Raw genomic sequence first — 19,029 nt, forward strand, 5'->3', positions numbered from 1 at the left:
CTAGGTTAATAATTACACACTCAGTTAATAGGATATACTTTATCTAGTCATTGGAATAACATCATCCATAGTGAATGGTACATTAGTACCATCGCAATGGGTGAAAAAGCCCAATCTAACTGACTCATCTGCCAAGTTAAACATCGCGATATGATGATGTTGTGCAAATATATTTTCTGAAAACAATCTAAGACCCGAACCATACAGTTCGACTTCAACAGAAAGTCCTGAGAAATCCAAACCCAAGCAATTTGAAAGAATTTTTTGGTCAGTCGCTGGAAAACTCTCTTTATAAATCTCGTTATACTTCGGTTGAAAATACCTAATTAAACCAGCTTCGGAAAGGCAAATTACCTCTTTCTTTGAAAGAGGATGATCTATTATACTCCTCCCTCTACTATCATCCTCCTGCCCACCGATGCTAGATTTATCCATACTATTAAATGAAGAGGCTAGTATGTAATCATCATATTCCAATGTAACTATAAATATTTGATCATCAGGAAAGTCACACATAGTATCCGCAAGGATTTTCTGAAGTGTTGAATGGCTTCTAAGTCTATCCATTGCTGTTCTTTTTCCTTCTGCAAAGGCTTGACCTACATAGAGCACCTCCAAATCATGGTAGATCTCATTCTTGGTATATAAAGCTAGAAAGTCACTAGGCCAATATCGAATCCATTTGCCATCTCTACCCAATGTATGAATTTTTCTATGAGGATAGTCCGCCGCCACTATACTTTCCTCCCCACTTTCAAATTTAAAAGGAAAACTATAGGTTGATATAACCTCCTCTCCATTGACCCTGCTAATAACTTCTCCACTCAGAATCCCATCGTTTATCAGAAGCATCTCTTTACTGCATATTGCTTTTGGCCTTTTACAAATGAGATAAATATGGCTATTATCTGCTATGCTTTGATGTTCCTCTTTCATTCTTCCATCTGAGTGAAGTTGATCTGGAGTAAAAATTAGCCATCCTTTTGAAGTCATGCCAATAGAGAACTCAGATACAAACTTTCTCTTACCAGCCATAATCATTTCCTCTCCGAAATATATATAACAACCCTTGATAGCTATGAGTATTGATGGTTTAAAAGTACCTACTCTCTATTTTAGTATTATATTGATAAATTATTATGCATTTTTACCTGCATCTTTACCTGCATCTTCATAGCGTTCAATAACATTGTTAGTCGGCGCCTACTACCCGGAGGCCAACGTGCTGGTGCCGCTGCATTACATCGATGAGGAGAGCGGCACGCCTTCGTATAAATCGGTGCCGATCCGCGTGAAGTTGAGATCCAAAGAGGTGCGCGCGGTCGATATCGCCTGACGGAAGCGGTTTGAGCCTTTCTCCGCATGGAGAAAGGCTTCTCACCCTTTATACCTGCGCCACCAACACATTAACGTTGGCGGGGAAAACCAAGCCCTCTAATGCATTACCGCTGTCGGAGGTCACCAGATAATCGACCTCGGGCCATTTGGCCACCAGCGTCATCGCATGTCCGCGCAGCTTATTTTCGTCGGCCAGCACGATGCACTTGCGGCTCTGGGCAATCATTTTGCGCGCGATGGCCGCTTCATTGACGTTCTGATCCATCACGCCGGTCTGCAGATTGACCGCGCCGGCGCCGATGATGGCGTAGTCGGCGAAAAACGCCTCGATATTATTCAATGCGATCGCGCCCAGGCACGCCATTTTGGAGTCGATGAACTGCCCGCCGATCAGCACCACGTCAATGGAGTCATTTTCCAGACAGACGTTGGCGATAAGCGGCGAGTTGGTGATGACCGTCAGTTGATCGATCGTCGCCAACTGCCGGGCAAACTCCAGCGTGGTGGAGCCGAAATCCACGAACACCGTATCGCCCGGTTGGAGCAGCGTCGCCGCTTTCTCCGCGATGGCGCGCTTCTCGGCCTCGGCGATTTTGGCCCGCTCGTTGAATTCATGCTCGAATTTAAACTGGCTGCTCACCGCGCCGCCGTGGATCTTCTTGATCAGCCGATAGTCTTCCAGCTTGTTCAGGTCGCGCCGAATGGTTTCCTGCGAAACCTGGAATTTATCCGCCAGCTCATTCACGTAAACCCGGCCGTTGGCCTGGATCAGCGCCAGTATTTCATTGCGCCTTTCCACGGAATTAGAGATATCCATTCACATTACACTCGCTGCCTTTAGTAAGAGTGACTGCCTCCGCCGAGACTTGCGGCGTTAACTGACGGAATACTACGGGTTTCAGGGCGTTAGACGCAAGCCGTTGCCGTCGTTCACCCGGCGGATTCTATGCTGATGTGCAGCGCATCACGCTCAGCCTCGGCTGGCAAGACGATATTGCGCAGCAGGATCCGCCGTTCAGGCAGGCAACGATGCGTTTTGCGGTACAGCACTTTCTCCCCCAACCGCACCACCACCGAACCGGACACCGCCTGTTCCACGCGCATATTGATCGTGACCGTGGCGGGATTGCCGATCAGCGCCACACGGGCGGGCGCAGTCAGACGTATCCGTTCGTCGTGCCGCACCGGCAGGATTTGCCGCGCCGGCGGCAGCGTGCGCTGCAGCGAATGGGCAACGGCCTCGCCGACGCGCAGCCCTTCCTGATAACACTGGTCGCCCATGTCCGCCGGGTGCAACATGTTGCCGACGGCGAAATAGGCGGCGTCGGAACAGCGGCCGAACTGATCGGTCAACGGACAGCCGCTGTCCGGCCGCTGCGCCAGGTGGCTCTGGCGGATCAGCGTATACTCCCCAGTGAAGCGGCCGGTGAAGATCAGGCTGTCGCAGGCGATGCGCCGTTTCTCCCCCTGGCGATTTTCCACTTCTATAGATTCAACCCGATCGCGGCCGGCAATATCGGTCACACGCGAATAGTAGTGGATCGGCACTCCCATCAGACGCGCATAGAGCGCGCTCAGACGCCAGGCGACGGGTCTGCCGCCGCTTTCAATCATGGCGACGGCGCGTACGCCGGCGTTACGCAGCGTCCACAGCGCGGAGAAACTGACCAGCTCGGTGCCGATCACCACCGGCGCCTTGCCCGGCTGCAGCCCGCGCAGATAGACGAACTGCTGCAGTGCACCGGCGGTGAGTACGCCCTGCGGCCGCAGCCCGCTCACCAGACGCGGATGGCGCGGCGTCTCGCGCACGCCGGTCGCCAGGATCACCCGCTGCGCTTTCAAGGTGCTGACGCCGCGGCAGTCCGTGATGGTCAGCTCGCCGTCCGGCTTGATGGCGAGCACCGTCACGCCGGTACGGATCTCCACCTGCCCGGCGCGCGCCAGTATTTTATCGACATAGGTGGATCCCAGCATCGGCCTATAAAACGTTTGCAGCCCAAAGGTGGGGTGCCGACAGTGTCTGGGCACACCGCCCGCCTGCCGTTCCCGTTCCAGGAGCACCACATCCTCGATCCCCGCCTGCCGCAACGCGGTCGCCGCTGCGATCCCGGCCGGCCCGGCACCGACAATCGCCACCTGATACTCAGTTTTCATCAATGCTCCCTACGGCCAGCGTCTGGCCAAAACGATCGCCTACCATTTCCGCCACCCGGCTGCTGCAATAAAAACCGTTGCAGCGCCCCATCATCACGCGCGTGCGGCGCCGCAGCCCGCCGATGCACTCTGGCGGCACGGCGGAATCGAACGCCGCCTCGATCTCCCGCTGGGTCACCAGCTCGCAGTGGCAAACGATGCCGCCGTTGTCCGGGCGCGCGTAATCGCGCAGCGCGTAGTCGGCAAGCATCGGCATTTGCGGCCAATACACGGTCTCCGGCGTTTTTGGCGTGAAGCACGGCGTAAAGTGGTCGCGATAGAGCTGTTCCACATATTGCGCGATGCCCAGCGCCGCCGTCAGGCCGGTGGAGCGAATGCCCGCCACGCAGATCCACTGCCGATCGGGATAGTGCTGAATGCGGTAGTGTTTCTGTTCAGTCGCCGGGCGTAATCCGGCATAGCTGGCGGTGACGCTGTAATTCGCCAGCGTGGGCAGCAATCGCGTCCCCTGTTCGATCAGCTCGCGCATTTTGGTTTCGTCCACCGTCGCCGTCTCGCGATCCTGCTGTTCTTCGGCGGTCGGCCCGAGCAGCAAATTGCCGAAGATGGTTTTCGACAGCAGCACCCCTTTGGTGATCGTCGTCGGCACCGGCAGGATAATGGCGTTGACCTGCCCGGCGGCGGCCTTGTCGAACACCAGGAACTGCCCTTTGCGCGGGCGAATTTCAAACTCGGGCTGATGGCAGAAACTTTCTACCCGGTCGCCCTGATTGCCGGCGCAGTTGATGACGATTTTGCCGTGAAACTCGCCCCGGTTGCTGGTTAGCCGCCAGCCGGTCGGCAAGTGTTCGGCGCCGGTCACCTCGGTATTGAAGCGATAGTCGCCGCCGTGTTTAACGCCCTGTGTCAGGTAAGCCAGCGGCGTGCTCCAGGGATCGATCACGCTCTCGCCCGGCACCTCTACCGCCGCCAACGCGCCGGGTGCCAGCTGCGGCTCACGGCGATACAGCTCGGCGGCGTCGATCTGCGCCACGTCCAGCACGCCGTTGTCGTGCGCCTGTTGCACAATCGCGGGCAGCGCCGCCAACTGCTGCTCGTCCCAAGCCACGACCAGCGCGCCGGTGGGCAACAGCGGCAGATTCATTCGTTCACGGATGGCGATAAATTCCCGGTACCCGGCCTGCATGCAATGCAGTTCCAGGCTGCCGCTGGGCGCATCGAAGCCGGTATGCAGCAGCGCGCTGTTGGCTTTGCTGGCGCCGGACAGGATATCGCCCCCTTTTTCCAACAGCAGCGTACGGGCGCCCATCAGGCAGAATTTGCGGAATACCGCACACCCGACCACACCGCCGCCAATCACGACAATGTCCCAACCCGTTTGTTCTTCCATCATGCTGATGTCCCGTTTTGATGTGATAACCACAATAAAACCACACAATAACCGCATTTGAAATGACAAAAACAACATAACTCCCAAAAAAAAGCCGCAAAAGGCGGTGATAAGCAAAAAGTATGAGGTCGATCACGCGGGGTTATTTTATCTTGTGATTTATGTTGCTTTTGTGTGTGAAATTGAAGATAGATTATTAAAACAGTCACACAACCAACACCAGGCACAATAAAAAAACAAAACCTATAAGAGAGCGAAGCAATGATGAATCAACGTTATGCCGCGATTGATCAGGGGACCACCGGCACCCGGGTCGTGGTGTTCGGCGAAGACGGCAGGCACCATTCACCGGCCAGCATGCCGCACAAGCAGATCACCCCCAATCCGGGCTGGGTGGAACACGACGCCCTGGAGATTTTGGCGAATATCCGCCGCTGTCTCAGCCAGTGCGACATGGTGGACGCCATCGGTTTAGGGCATCAGGGCGAAAGCCTGCTGGCCTGGGACGCCGACAGCGGCCTGCCGCTGTACAACGCCATCGTTTGGCAAGATCAGCGCACCGAGCCGGAGATCCAGCGGCTGAAACGCGAAGGCGTTGAGCCGCTGGTGACGGCGAAAACCGGTCTGCCGCTCGATACCTACTTCTCAGCCAGCAAGATGGGCTGGCTGATGAACAACGCCCCGGGCGCCAGGCAATTGGCGCAACGCGGCCGCCTGCGGCTCGGCACCATGGACGCCTTCTTCCTGTTCCACCTGTGCGGCCGGCATCTTACCGACTATAACTCGGCCTCGCGCACCTCGTTGTTCAACATTCATACCCTGCAGTGGGATGAGGAGCTGTGCCGTTTGTTCGGCGTGCCGATCGACAGCCTGCCCGAGGTCAGAGACAACATCGGCCACTTCGGCGACGTCGCGCTCAACGGCAAACCGGTGCCGCTGACGGCCTGCATCGTCGACCAGTTTGCCGGTACATACGGCCACGGCTGCCATCAACCGGGGCAGATGAAGATCACCTTCGGTACCGGCGCCTTTTTACAGGCGATCACCGGGCCGCGCCCGATCGATGCCGGCGAGTCCGGCCTGTTGCCCACGCTGTGCTGGAAGCTGCCCGACAGCGAGCCGGTGTATGGCCTGGACGGCGGCGTTTATAACGCCGCCTCCGCCATTAACTGGGCGAGAAAGATCGGCCTGTTCAACGATTTCGATGAATTCGGCGACTTCCCCTCTCAGCCGGCCATCGCGCGCGGCCTGGCCTTTGTGCCCGCGCTCTCCGGACTGGCTTGCCCGTACTGGGACCGCTCCGCCGCCGGGATGTGGGCCGGGCTGTCGCTGGAGACCGAGCGCAAGGATCTGCTGCAGTCGATCCTCGAAGGCATCGCCATGCGTTCCGCCGAGGTGATCAACGCCATGGATAAACTGAAACCGATCGGCGACAGCATTTCGGTGGACGGCGGCCTGTCCGCCAACCGCTATTTCACGCAGTTTCTCGCCAACCTGATCCAAAAGCGCATCGTCTCTCCCACCAATAAGGAGATCACCGCCCAAGGCGTTGCGCTGTTGGCGCGTAAAGGACTGGGGGTGGAACATCCGCTCAAGGTGCTCAACCGCTATGAAGTGACGGAACCCGCCGAGGTCGATATGGCGGGCTGGTTTGCCCGCTATCAGGAAATCATCGCGCGCTCGCGCGGCTTACGTTCATCGCAGGAGGAACACCATGGCTGAGTTCGGTAATTTCATCATCTATATCATCATGGCCGGCACTCTGATCGGTGCGCTGGCGTCGATCGTCAAACCGGAAGGCGAGCTGGGACGCGAATTCGTCAACGGCATTCACGCCATCGGCCCGGTGTTTCTCGCCCAGGCTGGCATCATGGCCGCAATCCCGATCATCTCTTACCTGATCATGTACAGCATCGGCCCCTTCTTCTCGGCGCTCGGCTCCGACGCCTCGATCGCGGCGCTGGCGGTGATCGCCGTGGACATGGGCGGCTATCAGCTGGCCGACGCCATTGCCGCCAACCGCGATATGTGGATCGTCGCCATGTTGGTGGGCTACACCTCGGGTGCCAGCATCGTGTACCTGATCCCGGTCGGGCTTATCATGCTGAACCGCGACGACCATAAATATCTGGCGCTGGGTGCCATGGCAGGCCTGATCAGCATTCCGTTCGCCGTGCTGATCGCCCTGGTGACCATCACCTTCAATAACCTGCCGGTCAGGGAGATTATCTCCACCACGTCACCTGCCGCGCACTATCTGCAGCTGGACTTGCTGCAGGCGCTGCGGCTGCTGTCCCCGCTGTTCGCCCTGTGCTTCCTGCTGGCGTTGGGGCTGAAGCTGCGGCCGGCGGCGATGGTGAAAGGATTCCTGATCTTCGGCAAGGCGGCGGATGCCTTTATCAAGCTGGTGTTGGCGCTGTGCATCATCGAGCATTTCACCGGTGTGTTTAAAAAGGTGTTCGGCGGCTGGGTATTCGATCCATTATTTGCCGACAAAGACGAATTATTCCGCGCTATCGAGATCGCCGGTTATATCGGCATTATGTTGGCGGGCACATTCCCCATTTGTTATTTATTCCAGCGCTATTGCCGCAAGCCGATGCATTTTATCGGTAAAAAGCTCGGTTTATCGGATACCGGCGCGCTGGGCTTTATTATGGTATTGGCCAATATCATCGCCGTTTATCACCTGTTCAAAGGCATGCGCGCCCGCGATAAGGTGCTGTGCGTGGCCTTCGGCATCTGCGCACAGGCCACGTTGGGCGATCACCTGGCGTTTACCGCCAACTTCCAACCTTCGCTGGTGTTGCCGATCATGATGGGCAAATTCCTCGGTGGCATGATCGCCGTGCTGATCGCCATAAAAATTTCGGTGCCGGAGGCTGAATTGCTGGAAAAAGAACAGACGCAAAGGCAATCGACGGCCATCGCCGCCGCCGCTCGTTAAATTTACCCCTAAGCCATAAAAATAAACGGGGCGCCGCCTCACGGGGAAGCTGCGCCCTTTTTTCGTCCCTGACAACAATTATTGAGAGAACAAACGCTAATGAGAAAAATATTTTTAGCCTGCCCCTACAGCCACGCCGACGCCAACGTCGTGCAGCAACGCTTTATGGCGTGCAACGACGTCGCCGCCGCTATCGTGCGCGCCGGCAGCGCCGTTTTTAGCCAGGTCAGCATGTCGCATCCGATCAACCAGTGTTTGCAAGAGCTAGACAAAACCGCCATCGGCAAGCTGTGGGCGCCGATCGACGCCCTGTTCATGGCGGCGATGGATGAGTTGATCGTGCTCGACTTGCCGGGTTGGCAAGAGAGCGGCGGCATCAAACGCGAGATGGACGCTTTCGCGGCGCGCGGCTGCCGCGTCAGCCTGTGGTCCGAGGTCGCGAGCGAGTTCAACTGAGGCGTGCGCCCCGCCGCTTGACGCAGCGGGGCAGCGGCCTATTTGCCGTTGGCCAATTCACCGTACACCACCTGGCCGCGGAAACCGCGCCGCACCTGCTGGAACAGCTCGCGGAATGCCGGGTAATCCTGCGCCTGGCACAGCGCTTCCTTGCCGCGAATGGCATTCACCTGCAGGCGGTGATTGACGGTCACCTGCTGCCCGTCGCGCCGCCACTCGACGCGATAGTCGCCCGCCGCATTGCGGAATTGCCGATCTTTCGGAATGGCGATGATCGGCACGTTGGCCGGCAGCTGCAGACGGTAGGTTTCGTCGTAGCGCTGCGCGGTGCAGTAGAACGGTGTTTCGTTGCCCGGCGCCGCCGTGGTGGTATACAGCGTGCGGAACGATTTGCCGCCGGGCGGGTTGGGCAACGTCATGCCGCCCACCACGCCGAAATCGACGTAGTCGTCCGCCTTGAAGCGGAAGCGATAGCCGAACTGCTTTTTGAGATCCAGCGGATCGCTGTTCATCGCCACTTCGCCGTTGCCGTCGATACCGGAAGCGGACATGATCGTCGCTTCGGCCTGCGCCCGATTCTGACGGTTGATCTGTGAGAAGTAGCCCCGCAGGTCAATTTCTTCCACTTCGCTCAGCCGGCGCTCGGTCTGTCCGCGCAGATTGCCCGCCTTGTCGAACACGAAATCGACGTTCAGCGCGCTCTTGACCGGCTGCTCATCGCTGCCCGGCGTGCGCGCCAGCCTGGCGTCGCGCGTCAGCAGCACCGGCGCGCCCAAATCGCCCTCCGGCAGTTGCCCGAAACGCGCCCAGGGATTGGTGGAATCGAGGTACAGTTTGAATTCCGGCACGTAGGTGATGGCGTGATTGAAGCGGCCAAGCAGCGGCACTTTAGGCAGTATCGGGCCTTCATCCATGCCGATCAGCACCGGCGAGCTTTCAATGCCTTTGGCGGCGAGCAGCGCCTCCAGGATCACCACGTGATCCTTACAGTCGCCGTAATGGTTATCGAGAATGCTCTGCGCCGAATTCGGCTCCAGCCCACCGTTGCCCAGGTACACCGCCACGTAGCGAATGTTTTGCGCCACCCAGCGATAGAGGGCCTCCGCCTGCTCGCGCCGATCGCTGATACCGGCGGTGATATTGTCCGCCAGCGCCTGAATGCCCGGCGTCACCTTCGCCGCCGCGCCGGCCTTCAGCTGGTAGGCCTTGGCCAACTGCGGCCACTCGCGGTAGGTACTGGCCATGATGGTCGGGCTGAAGGTCCAGCTGTCCGCCGCCCAGTTTTGCGCCTTCATCGGCGCGCTGCGCGAATAATGCCAGCGCCAGTGCGCCTGGCCGTTGCGGATTTGCGGTTGGTCCCCGCCCTCGACGCCGCGCGTGAAGATATGCATCGGCAGCTTGGCCGGCGCCTGCAGGGTCACTTCGGCGTCGTCGAACTGATCGAAAACGCTGAACGTCTCCCACAGGCCGAAATAGTCAGGGAAATACGGGGTGTTCTGCGTGCGGCGCAGTTCGTACACCACGCGCGAGCCCGGCGCCAGGTTGGAGAACACGATGACGCGCACCTTGCGATCGGCATACAGCGGCGCCGTGGCGCTGGAATAGCTTTCCTGGGTATAAATGCGATCGGGCGCCACATCGTGGCGCTGGCCGTCGGCGGTCAGCGTATAGGCGGCGACCACCTCCAGCGTTTCCATTTTCTCGCTGTAGCTCAGGCGGATCTGGCTGAATTTTTCGACCGCCGCCTTGGTTTTCAGCAGCACTTCGTAGCTTTCCGTCTTCACGTTGGTGGCGTTGGCGTTAACGCGGTAATCCGCGCGATAGCGCACGAAGCTGAAATCGTTGTTGGCCGTGTCGTTCTGGCCCTGATCCGCCGCGGCGGGCGGTGCAGCGGCCAACACGGTGGCCGGGTGCGTCGCCGTCAAACCGGCGAGTAACAGTATGGAAGGAATAGCGATTTTCATCTTCGGTCCTTGAAGGGCAACAAACGGCGACGCCGGGCTACGCGTCTGCCCCGGCGTCAAAACAGGCGGGCACACTAATATAATTGAGAATCATTTTCAATAAACGAACCGTCAACGCCGTGCTAGCCCTGCTCGATCAGCATCACAGCGGTGGTCTCCGGCTCCAGGGCCTCGAAAACGTGCTCGCGATCGGCGGAGTAACTGATGTAATCCCCGGCGCTCAGCACCTGCGGCTGATCCGCCGGGCCAAGGCGCGCCCGTCCACTGCTGATGATCACATGCTCGACGGTGCCCGGCGGATGCGGCCGGGAAAGTTTGACTTCGCCGGGCTGCACCCGCAGCCGGTAAATGTCGCGCTGCGCGCCCGGTGGACAAGTGGCCAGCAACGTGGCGGCGTAGTTGCCCTGCTCTGACACCGCCGCGGTCCCCTCATGAGCGCGGATCACTTGCACCTGCCTGCTGGGTTGCGAAATCAGTCGGCTGACCGGCACATCCAGCGCCATCGCCAACGCCCACAGCGTTTCCAGACTGGGATTACCGCTGCCGGCTTCGAGCTGCGACAACGTGGACTTGGCGATACCCGCGCGCTTCGCCAGTTCGGTGACGGACAGGTTCAATCGCTCCCGCTCACGGCGGATTGCCGCCGACAAGAGGCCGATCGGCGTGATGTTCTGCATTAGGCTCTCGCTCATTGTTCGTTATACCATTCATTTGTTCGACTTGACGAACGCCGTCAACCATGTTCATCATAATGTTCGATTGTTCATTTTAATGATTAAGCGACTTCACCACAAGCACGGTCAGGCCGCGAGGGAAACGACATGAAAACGAAAACGCGCGGCGCAGTGCAAATGATCCTCGCCATGACGATCTCCGGCACCGTCGGTTGGCCGGTGATCGTGTTAGGGCAGCCGCCCGCCACGGTGGTGTTTTGGCGCTGCGCGTTCGGCGCGCTGGCGATGCTGGCCACCTGCGCCGCGCTTGGGCAACTGAAATCAGGCGCCATCAACCGGCGGCAGCTGGCTTTCGCCGTCCTGGGGGGCCTCGCGCTGGTGCTCAACTGGACGCTATTGTTTGCCGCCTATGCGCATGCCTCGATCGCTGTCGCCACCGTGACCTACCATGTTCAACCGTTTATGTTGGTGGCGCTGGGAGCGCTGCTGTTCGGCGAAAAACTGACGGCTAATCGGCTGGGCTGGCTTCTGCTGGCGTTCGCCGGGATGGTGTTGATCGTCACCGGCCGGCAGAGCGGTGGCGGCGATGGCGACTATCTGCTGGGCGTGGCGCTGGCGCTCGGTGCGGCCCTGATGTACGCCCTGGCGGCAGCGATCGTCAAACAGCTGGCCGCGTTGCCGCCGCAGCTCATCGTGTTGATTCAACTGACCGTTGGCGCGGTGGCGATGGCGCCGTTCGCCGGTCTGGCCCACCTTCCCGCAGAACCGCTCGACTGGCTGCTGCTGGCGACCCTCGGCCTGGTGCATACCGGGGTGATGTCCACGTTGCTCTATGGCGCTATCCAGAAAATCCCCACCGCTCTGGTTGGCGCGCTGTCGTTTATCTACCCGGCAGTGGCGATCGTGGTGGACTGGGCGGCGTTCGGGCACCGTCTCAGCCTGTTGCAGCTGCTGGGCACGCTGGCCATTCTCGGCGCGGCCGCGGGCATGAACTTCGGCTGGCGATGGGCGCCCGCCGCGCACCGGGCCGGTAAAATCGGTTAATCCCGTCCGACGGGCAAGCTATGCACAATAAGGCATTCGCCTTGTGTTCGGCGCGGTGCTATTTATTTAAACCGTGTAGGGTAGAAGGAGTGTTCTATGTGGCATCACCGCCTGCAACGGCGCATCCGTTTCAGTTACTGGAATGAACTGTGCGTCATAAAAAAATAAGGGAAGGCGCAAGCCTTCCCTTTTGTCATTCACCGTTCAGCTCAGAAGCGATCGGTTTTCACCACCTCGTCGAACGGCAGCTTGCCGATGCGCGGGTAAGGTTGCCCCGCCGCCTTGCCGATAGCGACCATCAGCGCGATCTGATAATGCGCCGGCTTATTGATAATCTCGCCCACCGCGTCGAAATCAAAACCGTCCATCGGGCAAGAGTCGTAGCCCTGCGCCTTGGCCGCCAGCATCAACGTCTGGGCGAAGATGCCGCTGCTGCGCATCACTTCGTCGCGCTGCACCTGCGGTTTACCGCGATAATACTGATCGACGGCCGGGATCATGAACTGCTGCACCGGCTCCGCCGCGTCGGCCCAAACGGTTTTTACCTTCGATTCCCAACTCGACAGATCGCCGCACAGCACGACCAGCATCGACGCGTCGGTCACCTGCGCCTGCCCCCACGCCGCCTCGCGAATTTTCTCGCGCTGCGCGCGATCTTCGATCAGCAGCGGGCGCCAGTGCTGCAGGTTAAACGCGCTGGGAGCGCCCTGCAGCGCAATGTTCAACAGCGCTTTTTTCTCTTCGAGCGTCATCACCTGCTGCGTATCGAACTGCTTGGTGGCGCGGCGTTGGCGGATCGCGTCTAACGTATTCATTTTACTGCCTCTGTCCATGTGAAAAGGTCTATTGTCGTCAACGCGGCGCGGCTGTCCAGCCCCAGGCGGCTATTTCTGCGCGGTTTCGGCGCGCAAACGGCTGACCTGCGCCGCCAAGTCCGGCCACGGCGCCTGACCGGCGTAATGCTGCCGCAGATAGTTGAGCAGAATGGCGATCTGCGCGTCATTCAGGTTATGGCGAAAGCCCGGCATATAGCCCAGCTCGGCGTTCGCCGGCCGCTGTATGCCGTCCAGCACCACGCGAATGGCGTTGTCCGGCGCGTCGGCGAACAGGTTGGTGTTCAGCGCCAGAGACGGCCGCACCCCCGCCATCTGCGCGCCTTTTTCCTGCGCATGGCAAGCCATGCAGGCGCCGGAAAACAGCCGCGCCCCTGCCGAACTCAGAGGCTCCACCTGGCGCTCCGCCTGAGCGTTTAACGTTGTCGCCGTAGCGCCCGCCGCCGTTTCAGGATGATAGCTGCGCAGATAGACGGCGATCGCCTGCAGATCGGCCTGCGGCAAGCGCGACAGCCCTTCTTCGATCACCGGCGCCATCGGGCCGGCGGCGACGCCGTGGTTGGCCGAGTAGCCGGTGCGCATGAAATCGACCAGATCCTGCTGCGTCCACGCGAGCGGCGCGGGCGAGCGGCCGGTCAACGCCGGCGCCGTCCATCCCTCCGCCACGCCGCCGGCCAGGTGCTCGTCACCGGTTTTCTCGCCAAACAGCACGTTGCGCGGCGAGTGGCAGGCGCTGCAGTGCCCCAGCCCTTCGACCAGGTACGCGCCGCGGTTCCAGTCGGCGCTTTGGGTCGCCTGTTCCGGCATCGCGCCCGGCGTCAGGAACAGCAGGTTCCAGGCAAAGATGCCCTGGCGAATGTTGAACGGAAAGTGCAGATCGGTGGCCGGCGGCCGGTACTTGACCGGCGGCTGCGACATCAGATAGGCATACAGCGCCTGCAGATCGTCGTCGCGGGTGCGGGTAAAGGCGGTATAGGGAAACGCCGGATAGAGATAGCGGCCCTGGCGATCGACGCCGTGGCGCATGGCGCGTTCGAACGCCGCGTAGCTCCAGCTGCCGATGCCGGTTTCCACGTCCGGCGTGATGTTGGTGGTGTAAATGGTGCCGAAGGGGATCTCCATCGCCAACCCGCCGGTGTTGCGCTCGCCGCCCGCACGGGTGTGGCACACGGCGCAGTCGCCGAGATCGGCCAACGTTTTGCCGCGCGCGATCTGCGTCTCGCTGAAACTGTGGGTCGCATCGGCGGCGAGCGGCGCAATCTCCGGCTGCCAACTGGCGACCACGCCGGCGACCACAACGGCGATCACCGTGACGCCGCCCCACCCGACGATTTTTTTCATCTTACTCATCTTTGCTGTCCTTGTTCGTTACGGGGGGTTAATGGCCGGCCTGAGCGCGCAGCGCGGCGAGCACCCGCGCCGGTGTGAACGGCACCTCGCGCAGGCGCACGCCGAGGGCGTCAAACAGCGCGTTGCCGATCGCCGCCGCACTCGGCACCGAGGCGGACTCTCCTGCGCCCATCGGCGCTTCGTCCGGGCGGTCGATCAGTTGGATATCGATCTGCGGCAATTCGTCAAAGCGCAGGATCGGATAGCCGCCCCAGTCCAATGACGTCACACCCGACGCGTTGAAGGTCACAAACTCTTTCAGCACCCGGCTGGCGGATTGGATAATGTTGCCGTGCACCTGATGGCGCACCCCGGCCGGATTGATCATCCGGCCGCAATCATGCGCCACGAAGATTTTATTGAGCGTGATCTGCCCGGAAAGGCGATTGACGCTGAGATCGCACACCCAGGCCGCCCAGGCGGCGCCGAAGCCGGGGAATTTGCTGTGGAAATAGCGCGCATAGGCGAAGCCGCGGCCGCTCACCACTTCGGCCCCGGCGGCGCGCGAGCGGTGCGCCGGGCCGTCTTGCCAGTTAGCCTGGCGCTTCAGGGCCTCAATCAAGGCCACCGCGCGCGGATCGTTCAGGTAACGCAGGCGAAACGCGATCGGATCCTCGCCGGCGCGCCAGGCCAGCTCGTCGATCCAGGATTCATGGGCGAACACGTTGGGCAGCGCCGAAACGCCGCGCATCCACGACGCCCGCACGATCGGCGCGGCGTCCTGACAGATCACCCGCATGTGCGGATACGCGTATTGCGGAATGGCGGTGCGATCGCCCATCTGTTGCACGTCGGCCCGGTTGGCCACCTTGCCGGTCAACACCAGCGGCAAGGTCACCGCATTGTTGGAGGGATAGCTGGTTTTCAACTCGTAAGCCGCCACCCGATTTTGCGCGTCGAGGCCGCCGCGCACCCGGATCAGTTGGCCGGTGCCCTTCGGCTCCCAGCCGGATTCCTGTTCACGCATCAGCTGCACCCGCACCGGGCGGCCGGTGGCCCGCGCCAACAGCGCCGCGTCCGCCGAGACGTCGTCGGCGCAGTTGCGGCCATAGCAGCCGGAGGCTTCCATGCGGGTGATGTGCACCTGCTCAGACGGCAGCTCGAGCAGCCTGGCGATATCTTTGCGCAGATCGTGCGGGTTTTGCGTGCCGGACCACACCTGCGCCCGCCCGTCTTTGACCTCCGCTACCGCGCAGGAGGGGCCGATCGAGGCGTGCTGATGGTAAGGCCAGACATAGTCCGCCTGCACTTCGGTATGCAGCAATGCCAACGCCTCGTCCGTGCCCGCATCATCGCGCAGCACGCGGTCGGTTTTCGGGTTGGCTTCCAGCGCGGCGGGCAGCGCCTCCGGCGACAGGTCCGGCAGGCCGGCCCAGGGTTTCCATTCGGTTTTCAGCCGGCGCATGGCGGCGATCGCCTGCTCTTCGCGCTCGGCCACAATGCCGATGAAATCATTGATCACCACCAGTTTCACGATGCCCGGCAGGTGCGCGATCGAACTTTCATCCACCGACAACAGGCCACCGCCCAGCGGCGCGCTGCTGTCGGCGCCTGCGTAAGGCGGGCGCACCACCCGGCCATGCAGCATGCCGGGCAAGCGCAGGTCGTGCACGTAGGTCAGCCCCCCGCTGACCTTGGCCGGAATATCGACCCGGGCGACGGCGCGGCCGACATAGCGGCCCTGCTGTTCACCGTTCAGCGGCACGTTTTTATCCAGCGTCACATGCAGATTTTGCCCGCTCGCCAGCTGCGCATAGCTCAAGGAACGCCCCGGGTGCTTGGTCACAAACACCTGTCCCGCCGCCGCCGTCAGCTGGTCGGCCGGCAGTTCGAAGGCTTTGGCCGCCAGCGCCGTCAGCATATGTCGCACCTGCGCCGCCGCCTGCCGCAGCGGCACCGACGTGACCTGTATGGTGGCGCTGGCGATGGTCGGCCCCTGATCCGGCGTGCGTTGCGTATCGCCGAGGATCATCGTGACGTGCTCGAACGGCACGCAAATTTCGTCGGCGACGATCTGCGCCAGCGCGGTGCGAATGCCGGTGCCGAGATCGACATGGCCATTGAAGGCCGTCACCCGGCCGTCGGCGGTGAGGCTGATAAAGCTGTCCACCCGATCCAGCGGCAGATCGGCAGGCGATGCAACCGTCTCGGCGGCGAAGGCGTTAAACGGCGCGGGCAGCAGACTGCTGACCATCACCACACCGCCGGCTTGCAACAACTGTCGGCGGGTCAGTTCGAGGCGGCTCATGCTTGCCTCCGCGCAGCCAGCAGATCGCGGGCGCGCTCGGCGGCGCGCAAGATCTCAAGGTGGGTGCCGCAGCGGCACAGGTTGTAGGCCAGCTCTTTCTTGATGGTTTGTTCATCTGCATCCGGCTCGCGTTCGAACAACGCGACCAGCGTCATGATCATGCCGTTGGCGCAGTAACCGCACTGCGCCGCCTGCTCATCGATAAATCCCTGCTGAACCGGATGCAGCGCCTCCGGCGTGCCCAGGCCTTCCAGCGTGGTGACGGACTTGCTTCCTACGGCGGCCAGCGGCATTGAGCAAGAACGCGCGGCGACGCCGTCGATCAGCACCGTGCAGGCGCCGCACTCCCCCAGGCCGCAGCCATATTTGGGGCCATTCAAGTGCAGATCGTTGCGTAAAACGTACAGCAGCGGCGTGTCGGGCGCGAGATTGCCGAGCGGAACCACCCGGCCATTAACGTTGATTTCCATGGTGAAACTATCCCTTAAACAAACGGATTTAATCCGTAACATCACTGCGGTGAATAATTGCGCAGCGTGCTAATAATTATCATCAAAAGACTTGACGATGTTAAGGGAATGTAGCCGCCATGGCTTTAACGAAAAGTGGGTATTTTCTATAAATTTCCGATAGATAAGCGCGCTTTTATGATTGCCGCCCGTGATTATTGTCGATCGCCAGTCCGGCCTCGGCGCCGTCGACCAACAGCCGCACCCCGGCTTCGAACAGCGCATCCGCGCCCTTCTCCTGCAATGTTTCCCAGCCTTGGCACAGCAGCGGATAACGGCGGCGGTCGGCGTCATTGAGCGGATCGTCAGGCTGCATTTGCTGTTCCTCCAGCACCCAGCCCACCACGAAACGCCCGACGGCGAACAGCAGGTTTACCGCGCGCTCCGGCGTCAACCCCGCCCGGCACAGCAGCGCCACCTTGGCCTCAATGACGGCGAATTGCGGCTCCTGCGGCCGGGTGCCGGCATGCAGACGCGCGCCGTCGCGGTAAGCCAGCAGCGCCCGACGGAAGTTGCCGGCATTGGTGACAACCCAATCCTGCCAGGGCATGTCGGCGGGCACCTCTTCACGGTGATCCAGCATGATGGTTTCCGCCATCGCCTTCAGCAGCTCGGCCTTGTTCTTGAAATGCCAATAGAGCGTGGGAGATTGCACGCCCAAATGTTGCGCCAGGCGGCGGGTGCTCAGGGCATCGATGCCGATGTCGTTCAGCAACGCCAGCGCCCCGCGCAGGACGGTTTCTCGCGTTAAACGTGTCGCAGTATTTTTTTCGCTCATCTCTCTATCACTGATAGGGTAACTGTGGAATACTCAATACTCTATCACTGTTAGAGTCACAATTTTGAAAAAACCCATGCTGGTTATTTTGTTGACGGTGTTGCTGGATGCGGTGGGCATCGGTCTGATCATGCCGATTCTGCCGGCGTTGTTGCGTTCGCTGGGCGGTCTTGACGCCGGCAGCCTGCACTACGGCGCCCTGCTGGCGGCCTATGCGTTAATGCAATTTCTGTTCTCGCCGATCCTCGGCGCGCTGAGCGATCGTTTCGGCCGGCGGCCGGTGCTGCTCATCTCGCTCGCCGGCGCGGCGGCCGACTATTTGCTGATGGCGTTCGCGCCGACGCTGGCCTGGCTCTATCTGGGCCGGTTGCTGGCGGGCATCACCGGCGCCAACATGGCGGTCGCCACCGCTTACGTCACCGACATTACGCCGGCCGGTCAACGCGCGCGGCGTTTCGGCCTGGTGGGCGCGGTATTTGGCGTCGGTTTTATCGTCGGCCCGCTGCTCGGCGGTTCGCTGGGCGAGTGGCATCTGCATGCGCCCTTCCTGGCGGCGGCGGCGATGAACGCCGTCAACCTGGCGATGGCGTTTTTCCTGCTGCCGGAATCGCGTAAACCCCGCGCCCGCGCCGCCGAGAAAATCCGCCTCAATCCCTTTTCGTCATTGCGACGGCTGCACGGCAAGCCTGGCCTGCTGCCGCTGGCCGGTATTTACCTGATCATGGCGCTGGTTTCGCAGGCGCCGGCCACATTGTGGATTTTATACGGTCAGGATCGTTTCGGCTGGAGCATGATGGTAGCGGGCCTGTCGCTGGCCGGTTACGGCGCCTGCCACGCGCTGTCGCAGGCCTTCGCCATCGGCCCGCTGGTCGCGCGGCTCGGCGAACGCAAGGCGCTGCTGATCGGCCTGGCCGCCGACGCAATGGGCCTGGCGCTGCTGTCGATCGCCACGCGCGGCTGGGCACCTTTCGCCTTGCTGCCGTTCTTCGCGGCGGGCGGTATGGCGCTGCCCGCGCTGCAGGCGTTAATGGCGCAAAAGGTGGACGACGATCATCAGGGCGAGCTGCAAGGGACGCTGGCCAGCATGGGCAGCCTGATCGGCGTCGCGGGGCCACTGGTGGCGACGGCGCTGTACGCCGCCACGCGCGATGTCTGGCCGGGCCTGGTCTGGGCGTTGGCCGCCGCCCTATATCTGTTGGTTCCACTGTTGCTGGCGCGTTCGCGCGAGCGTGACGCGGCATAACGTCGAGCTCACCCTCTCCCGCTTAAGCTGATTTCTGGCTAAGCAAGGCATTATTCAGCATA

At 60.8% G+C, this 19,029-nt stretch carries 16 protein-coding genes and 1 pseudogene; 6 read left to right on the forward strand and 11 right to left on the reverse strand.

Annotated features, from left to right (window positions below; genetic code table 11):
* Positions 1-39 precede the first annotated feature (39 nt).
* A complete protein-coding gene (locus HWW83_RS07700; RefSeq protein WP_176589182.1) occupies positions 40-1,035 on the reverse strand; it encodes a hypothetical protein in 996 nt (331 codons plus the stop codon).
* 160 nt (positions 1,036-1,195) lie between these two features.
* Here HWW83_RS07700 and HWW83_RS07705 point away from each other — a divergent pair.
* Positions 1,196-1,336 (forward strand): annotated as a pseudogene (locus HWW83_RS07705) (hypothetical protein); the annotation flags it as partial.
* A gap of 48 nt (positions 1,337-1,384) precedes the next feature.
* Here HWW83_RS07705 and HWW83_RS07710 read toward each other — a convergent pair.
* The 3 genes from HWW83_RS07710 to HWW83_RS07720 form a co-directional block, all read right to left on the reverse strand.
* The gene (locus HWW83_RS07710) at positions 1,385-2,155 is read right to left on the reverse strand and encodes a DeoR/GlpR family DNA-binding transcription regulator (protein WP_033643131.1); all 771 of its coding nucleotides are present in this window, start codon (positions 2,153-2,155) and stop codon (positions 1,385-1,387) included.
* A gap of 113 nt (positions 2,156-2,268) precedes the next feature.
* Positions 2,269-3,492 carry an FAD-dependent oxidoreductase gene (locus HWW83_RS07715; protein ID WP_033643132.1) on the reverse strand — a complete coding sequence of 408 codons (1,224 nt, stop codon included), beginning with the start codon at positions 3,490-3,492 and terminating at the stop codon, positions 2,269-2,271.
* Positions 3,482-4,885, reverse strand: a complete 1,404-nt coding sequence (locus tag HWW83_RS07720; protein ID WP_033643133.1) for an NAD(P)/FAD-dependent oxidoreductase — start codon at positions 4,883-4,885, stop codon at positions 3,482-3,484. The genes HWW83_RS07715 and HWW83_RS07720 overlap by 11 nt, the downstream gene beginning before the upstream one ends.
* A gap of 258 nt (positions 4,886-5,143) precedes the next feature.
* Between HWW83_RS07720 and HWW83_RS07725 the strand changes: the two genes are divergently transcribed.
* From HWW83_RS07725 to HWW83_RS07735, 3 genes are all read left to right on the forward strand, one after another.
* The gene (locus HWW83_RS07725; protein ID WP_096242268.1) at positions 5,144-6,604 is read left to right on the forward strand and encodes an FGGY-family carbohydrate kinase; all 1,461 of its coding nucleotides are present in this window, start codon (positions 5,144-5,146) and stop codon (positions 6,602-6,604) included.
* Complete coding sequence (gene eutH / locus HWW83_RS07730) at positions 6,597-7,829, forward strand: ethanolamine utilization protein EutH (protein WP_033643135.1); 1,233 nt, start codon at positions 6,597-6,599, stop codon at positions 7,827-7,829. Before HWW83_RS07725 ends, eutH begins: the two co-directional genes overlap by 8 nt.
* A 99-nt stretch (positions 7,830-7,928) precedes the next feature.
* Positions 7,929-8,285, forward strand: a complete 357-nt coding sequence (locus HWW83_RS07735) for a DUF1937 family protein (RefSeq protein ID WP_049188927.1) — start codon at positions 7,929-7,931, stop codon at positions 8,283-8,285.
* A 38-nt stretch (positions 8,286-8,323) separates the two neighbouring features.
* On the opposite strand, the gene HWW83_RS07740 is transcribed toward HWW83_RS07735, so the two are convergent.
* Positions 8,324-10,249, reverse strand: coding sequence for a DUF3857 domain-containing protein (locus HWW83_RS07740; RefSeq protein WP_033650356.1), 1,926 nt, complete (start codon positions 10,247-10,249; stop codon positions 8,324-8,326).
* A 122-nt stretch (positions 10,250-10,371) separates the two neighbouring features.
* Positions 10,372-10,941 (reverse strand): helix-turn-helix domain-containing protein, encoded by a 570-nt coding sequence (locus tag HWW83_RS07745; protein WP_033643138.1) that lies wholly within the window; start codon positions 10,939-10,941, stop codon positions 10,372-10,374.
* Between the two features lie 129 nt (positions 10,942-11,070).
* On the opposite strand from HWW83_RS07745, the gene HWW83_RS07750 reads away from it, so the two are divergent.
* Complete coding sequence (locus HWW83_RS07750; protein ID WP_033650354.1) at positions 11,071-11,967, forward strand: DMT family transporter; 897 nt, start codon at positions 11,071-11,073, stop codon at positions 11,965-11,967.
* 209 nt (positions 11,968-12,176) lie between these two features.
* Here HWW83_RS07750 and HWW83_RS07755 read toward each other — a convergent pair whose 3' ends face one another.
* The 5 genes from HWW83_RS07755 to tetR form a co-directional block, all read right to left on the reverse strand.
* On the reverse strand, positions 12,177-12,782 hold the full coding sequence (locus tag HWW83_RS07755) for a nitroreductase family protein (protein ID WP_176589183.1): 606 nt from the start codon (positions 12,780-12,782) through the stop codon (positions 12,177-12,179).
* Between the two features lie 69 nt (positions 12,783-12,851).
* Positions 12,852-14,150, reverse strand: a complete 1,299-nt coding sequence (locus tag HWW83_RS07760; protein WP_176589184.1) for a c-type cytochrome — start codon at positions 14,148-14,150, stop codon at positions 12,852-12,854.
* Positions 14,151-14,178: 28 nt separating this feature from the next.
* Positions 14,179-16,437 (reverse strand): xanthine dehydrogenase family protein molybdopterin-binding subunit, encoded by a 2,259-nt coding sequence (locus HWW83_RS07765; protein WP_176589185.1) that lies wholly within the window; start codon positions 16,435-16,437, stop codon positions 14,179-14,181.
* Positions 16,434-16,907: a (2Fe-2S)-binding protein gene (locus tag HWW83_RS07770; protein WP_033643143.1), complete on the reverse strand. Its 474-nt coding sequence runs from the start codon at positions 16,905-16,907 to the stop codon at positions 16,434-16,436. Before HWW83_RS07770 ends, HWW83_RS07765 begins: the two co-directional genes overlap by 4 nt.
* A 175-nt stretch (positions 16,908-17,082) precedes the next feature.
* On the reverse strand, positions 17,083-17,724 hold the full coding sequence (tetR, locus tag HWW83_RS07775; protein ID WP_033643144.1) for a tetracycline resistance transcriptional repressor TetR: 642 nt from the start codon (positions 17,722-17,724) through the stop codon (positions 17,083-17,085).
* A 64-nt stretch (positions 17,725-17,788) separates the two neighbouring features.
* On the opposite strand from tetR, the gene tet(41) reads away from it, so the two are divergent.
* A complete protein-coding gene (gene tet(41), locus HWW83_RS07780; protein WP_071883552.1) occupies positions 17,789-18,967 on the forward strand; it encodes a tetracycline efflux MFS transporter Tet(41) in 1,179 nt (392 codons plus the stop codon).
* The last annotated feature ends 62 nt before the right edge of the window (positions 18,968-19,029 follow it).

This window comes from Serratia ureilytica, assembly GCF_013375155.1.
Taxonomy (GTDB): Bacteria; Pseudomonadota; Gammaproteobacteria; order Enterobacterales; family Enterobacteriaceae; genus Serratia; species Serratia ureilytica.

What these genes read in the sequence shown, in the direction of transcription:
- HWW83_RS07700 (WP_176589182.1), bottom strand. Translation starts at nt 1,035, where the DNA reads ATGGCTGGTAAGAGAAAGTTTGTATCTGAGTTCTCTATTGGCATGACT.
- HWW83_RS07710 (WP_033643131.1), bottom strand. Translation starts at nt 2,155, where the DNA reads ATGGATATCTCTAATTCCGTGGAAAGGCGCAATGAAATACTGGCGCTG.
- HWW83_RS07715 (WP_033643132.1), bottom strand. Translation starts at nt 3,492, where the DNA reads ATGAAAACTGAGTATCAGGTGGCGATTGTCGGTGCCGGGCCGGCCGGG.
- HWW83_RS07720 (WP_033643133.1), bottom strand. Translation starts at nt 4,885, where the DNA reads ATGATGGAAGAACAAACGGGTTGGGACATTGTCGTGATTGGCGGCGGT.
- HWW83_RS07725 (WP_096242268.1), top strand. Translation starts at nt 5,144, where the DNA reads ATGATGAATCAACGTTATGCCGCGATTGATCAGGGGACCACCGGCACC.
- eutH (WP_033643135.1), top strand. Translation starts at nt 6,597, where the DNA reads ATGGCTGAGTTCGGTAATTTCATCATCTATATCATCATGGCCGGCACT.
- HWW83_RS07735 (WP_049188927.1), top strand. Translation starts at nt 7,929, where the DNA reads ATGAGAAAAATATTTTTAGCCTGCCCCTACAGCCACGCCGACGCCAAC.
- HWW83_RS07740 (WP_033650356.1), bottom strand. Translation starts at nt 10,249, where the DNA reads ATGAAAATCGCTATTCCTTCCATACTGTTACTCGCCGGTTTGACGGCG.
- HWW83_RS07745 (WP_033643138.1), bottom strand. Translation starts at nt 10,941, where the DNA reads ATGAGCGAGAGCCTAATGCAGAACATCACGCCGATCGGCCTCTTGTCG.
- HWW83_RS07750 (WP_033650354.1), top strand. Translation starts at nt 11,071, where the DNA reads ATGAAAACGAAAACGCGCGGCGCAGTGCAAATGATCCTCGCCATGACG.
- HWW83_RS07755 (WP_176589183.1), bottom strand. Translation starts at nt 12,782, where the DNA reads ATGAATACGTTAGACGCGATCCGCCAACGCCGCGCCACCAAGCAGTTC.
- HWW83_RS07760 (WP_176589184.1), bottom strand. Translation starts at nt 14,150, where the DNA reads ATGAGTAAGATGAAAAAAATCGTCGGGTGGGGCGGCGTCACGGTGATC.
- HWW83_RS07765 (WP_176589185.1), bottom strand. Translation starts at nt 16,437, where the DNA reads ATGAGCCGCCTCGAACTGACCCGCCGACAGTTGTTGCAAGCCGGCGGT.
- HWW83_RS07770 (WP_033643143.1), bottom strand. Translation starts at nt 16,907, where the DNA reads ATGGAAATCAACGTTAATGGCCGGGTGGTTCCGCTCGGCAATCTCGCG.
- tetR (WP_033643144.1), bottom strand. Translation starts at nt 17,724, where the DNA reads ATGAGCGAAAAAAATACTGCGACACGTTTAACGCGAGAAACCGTCCTG.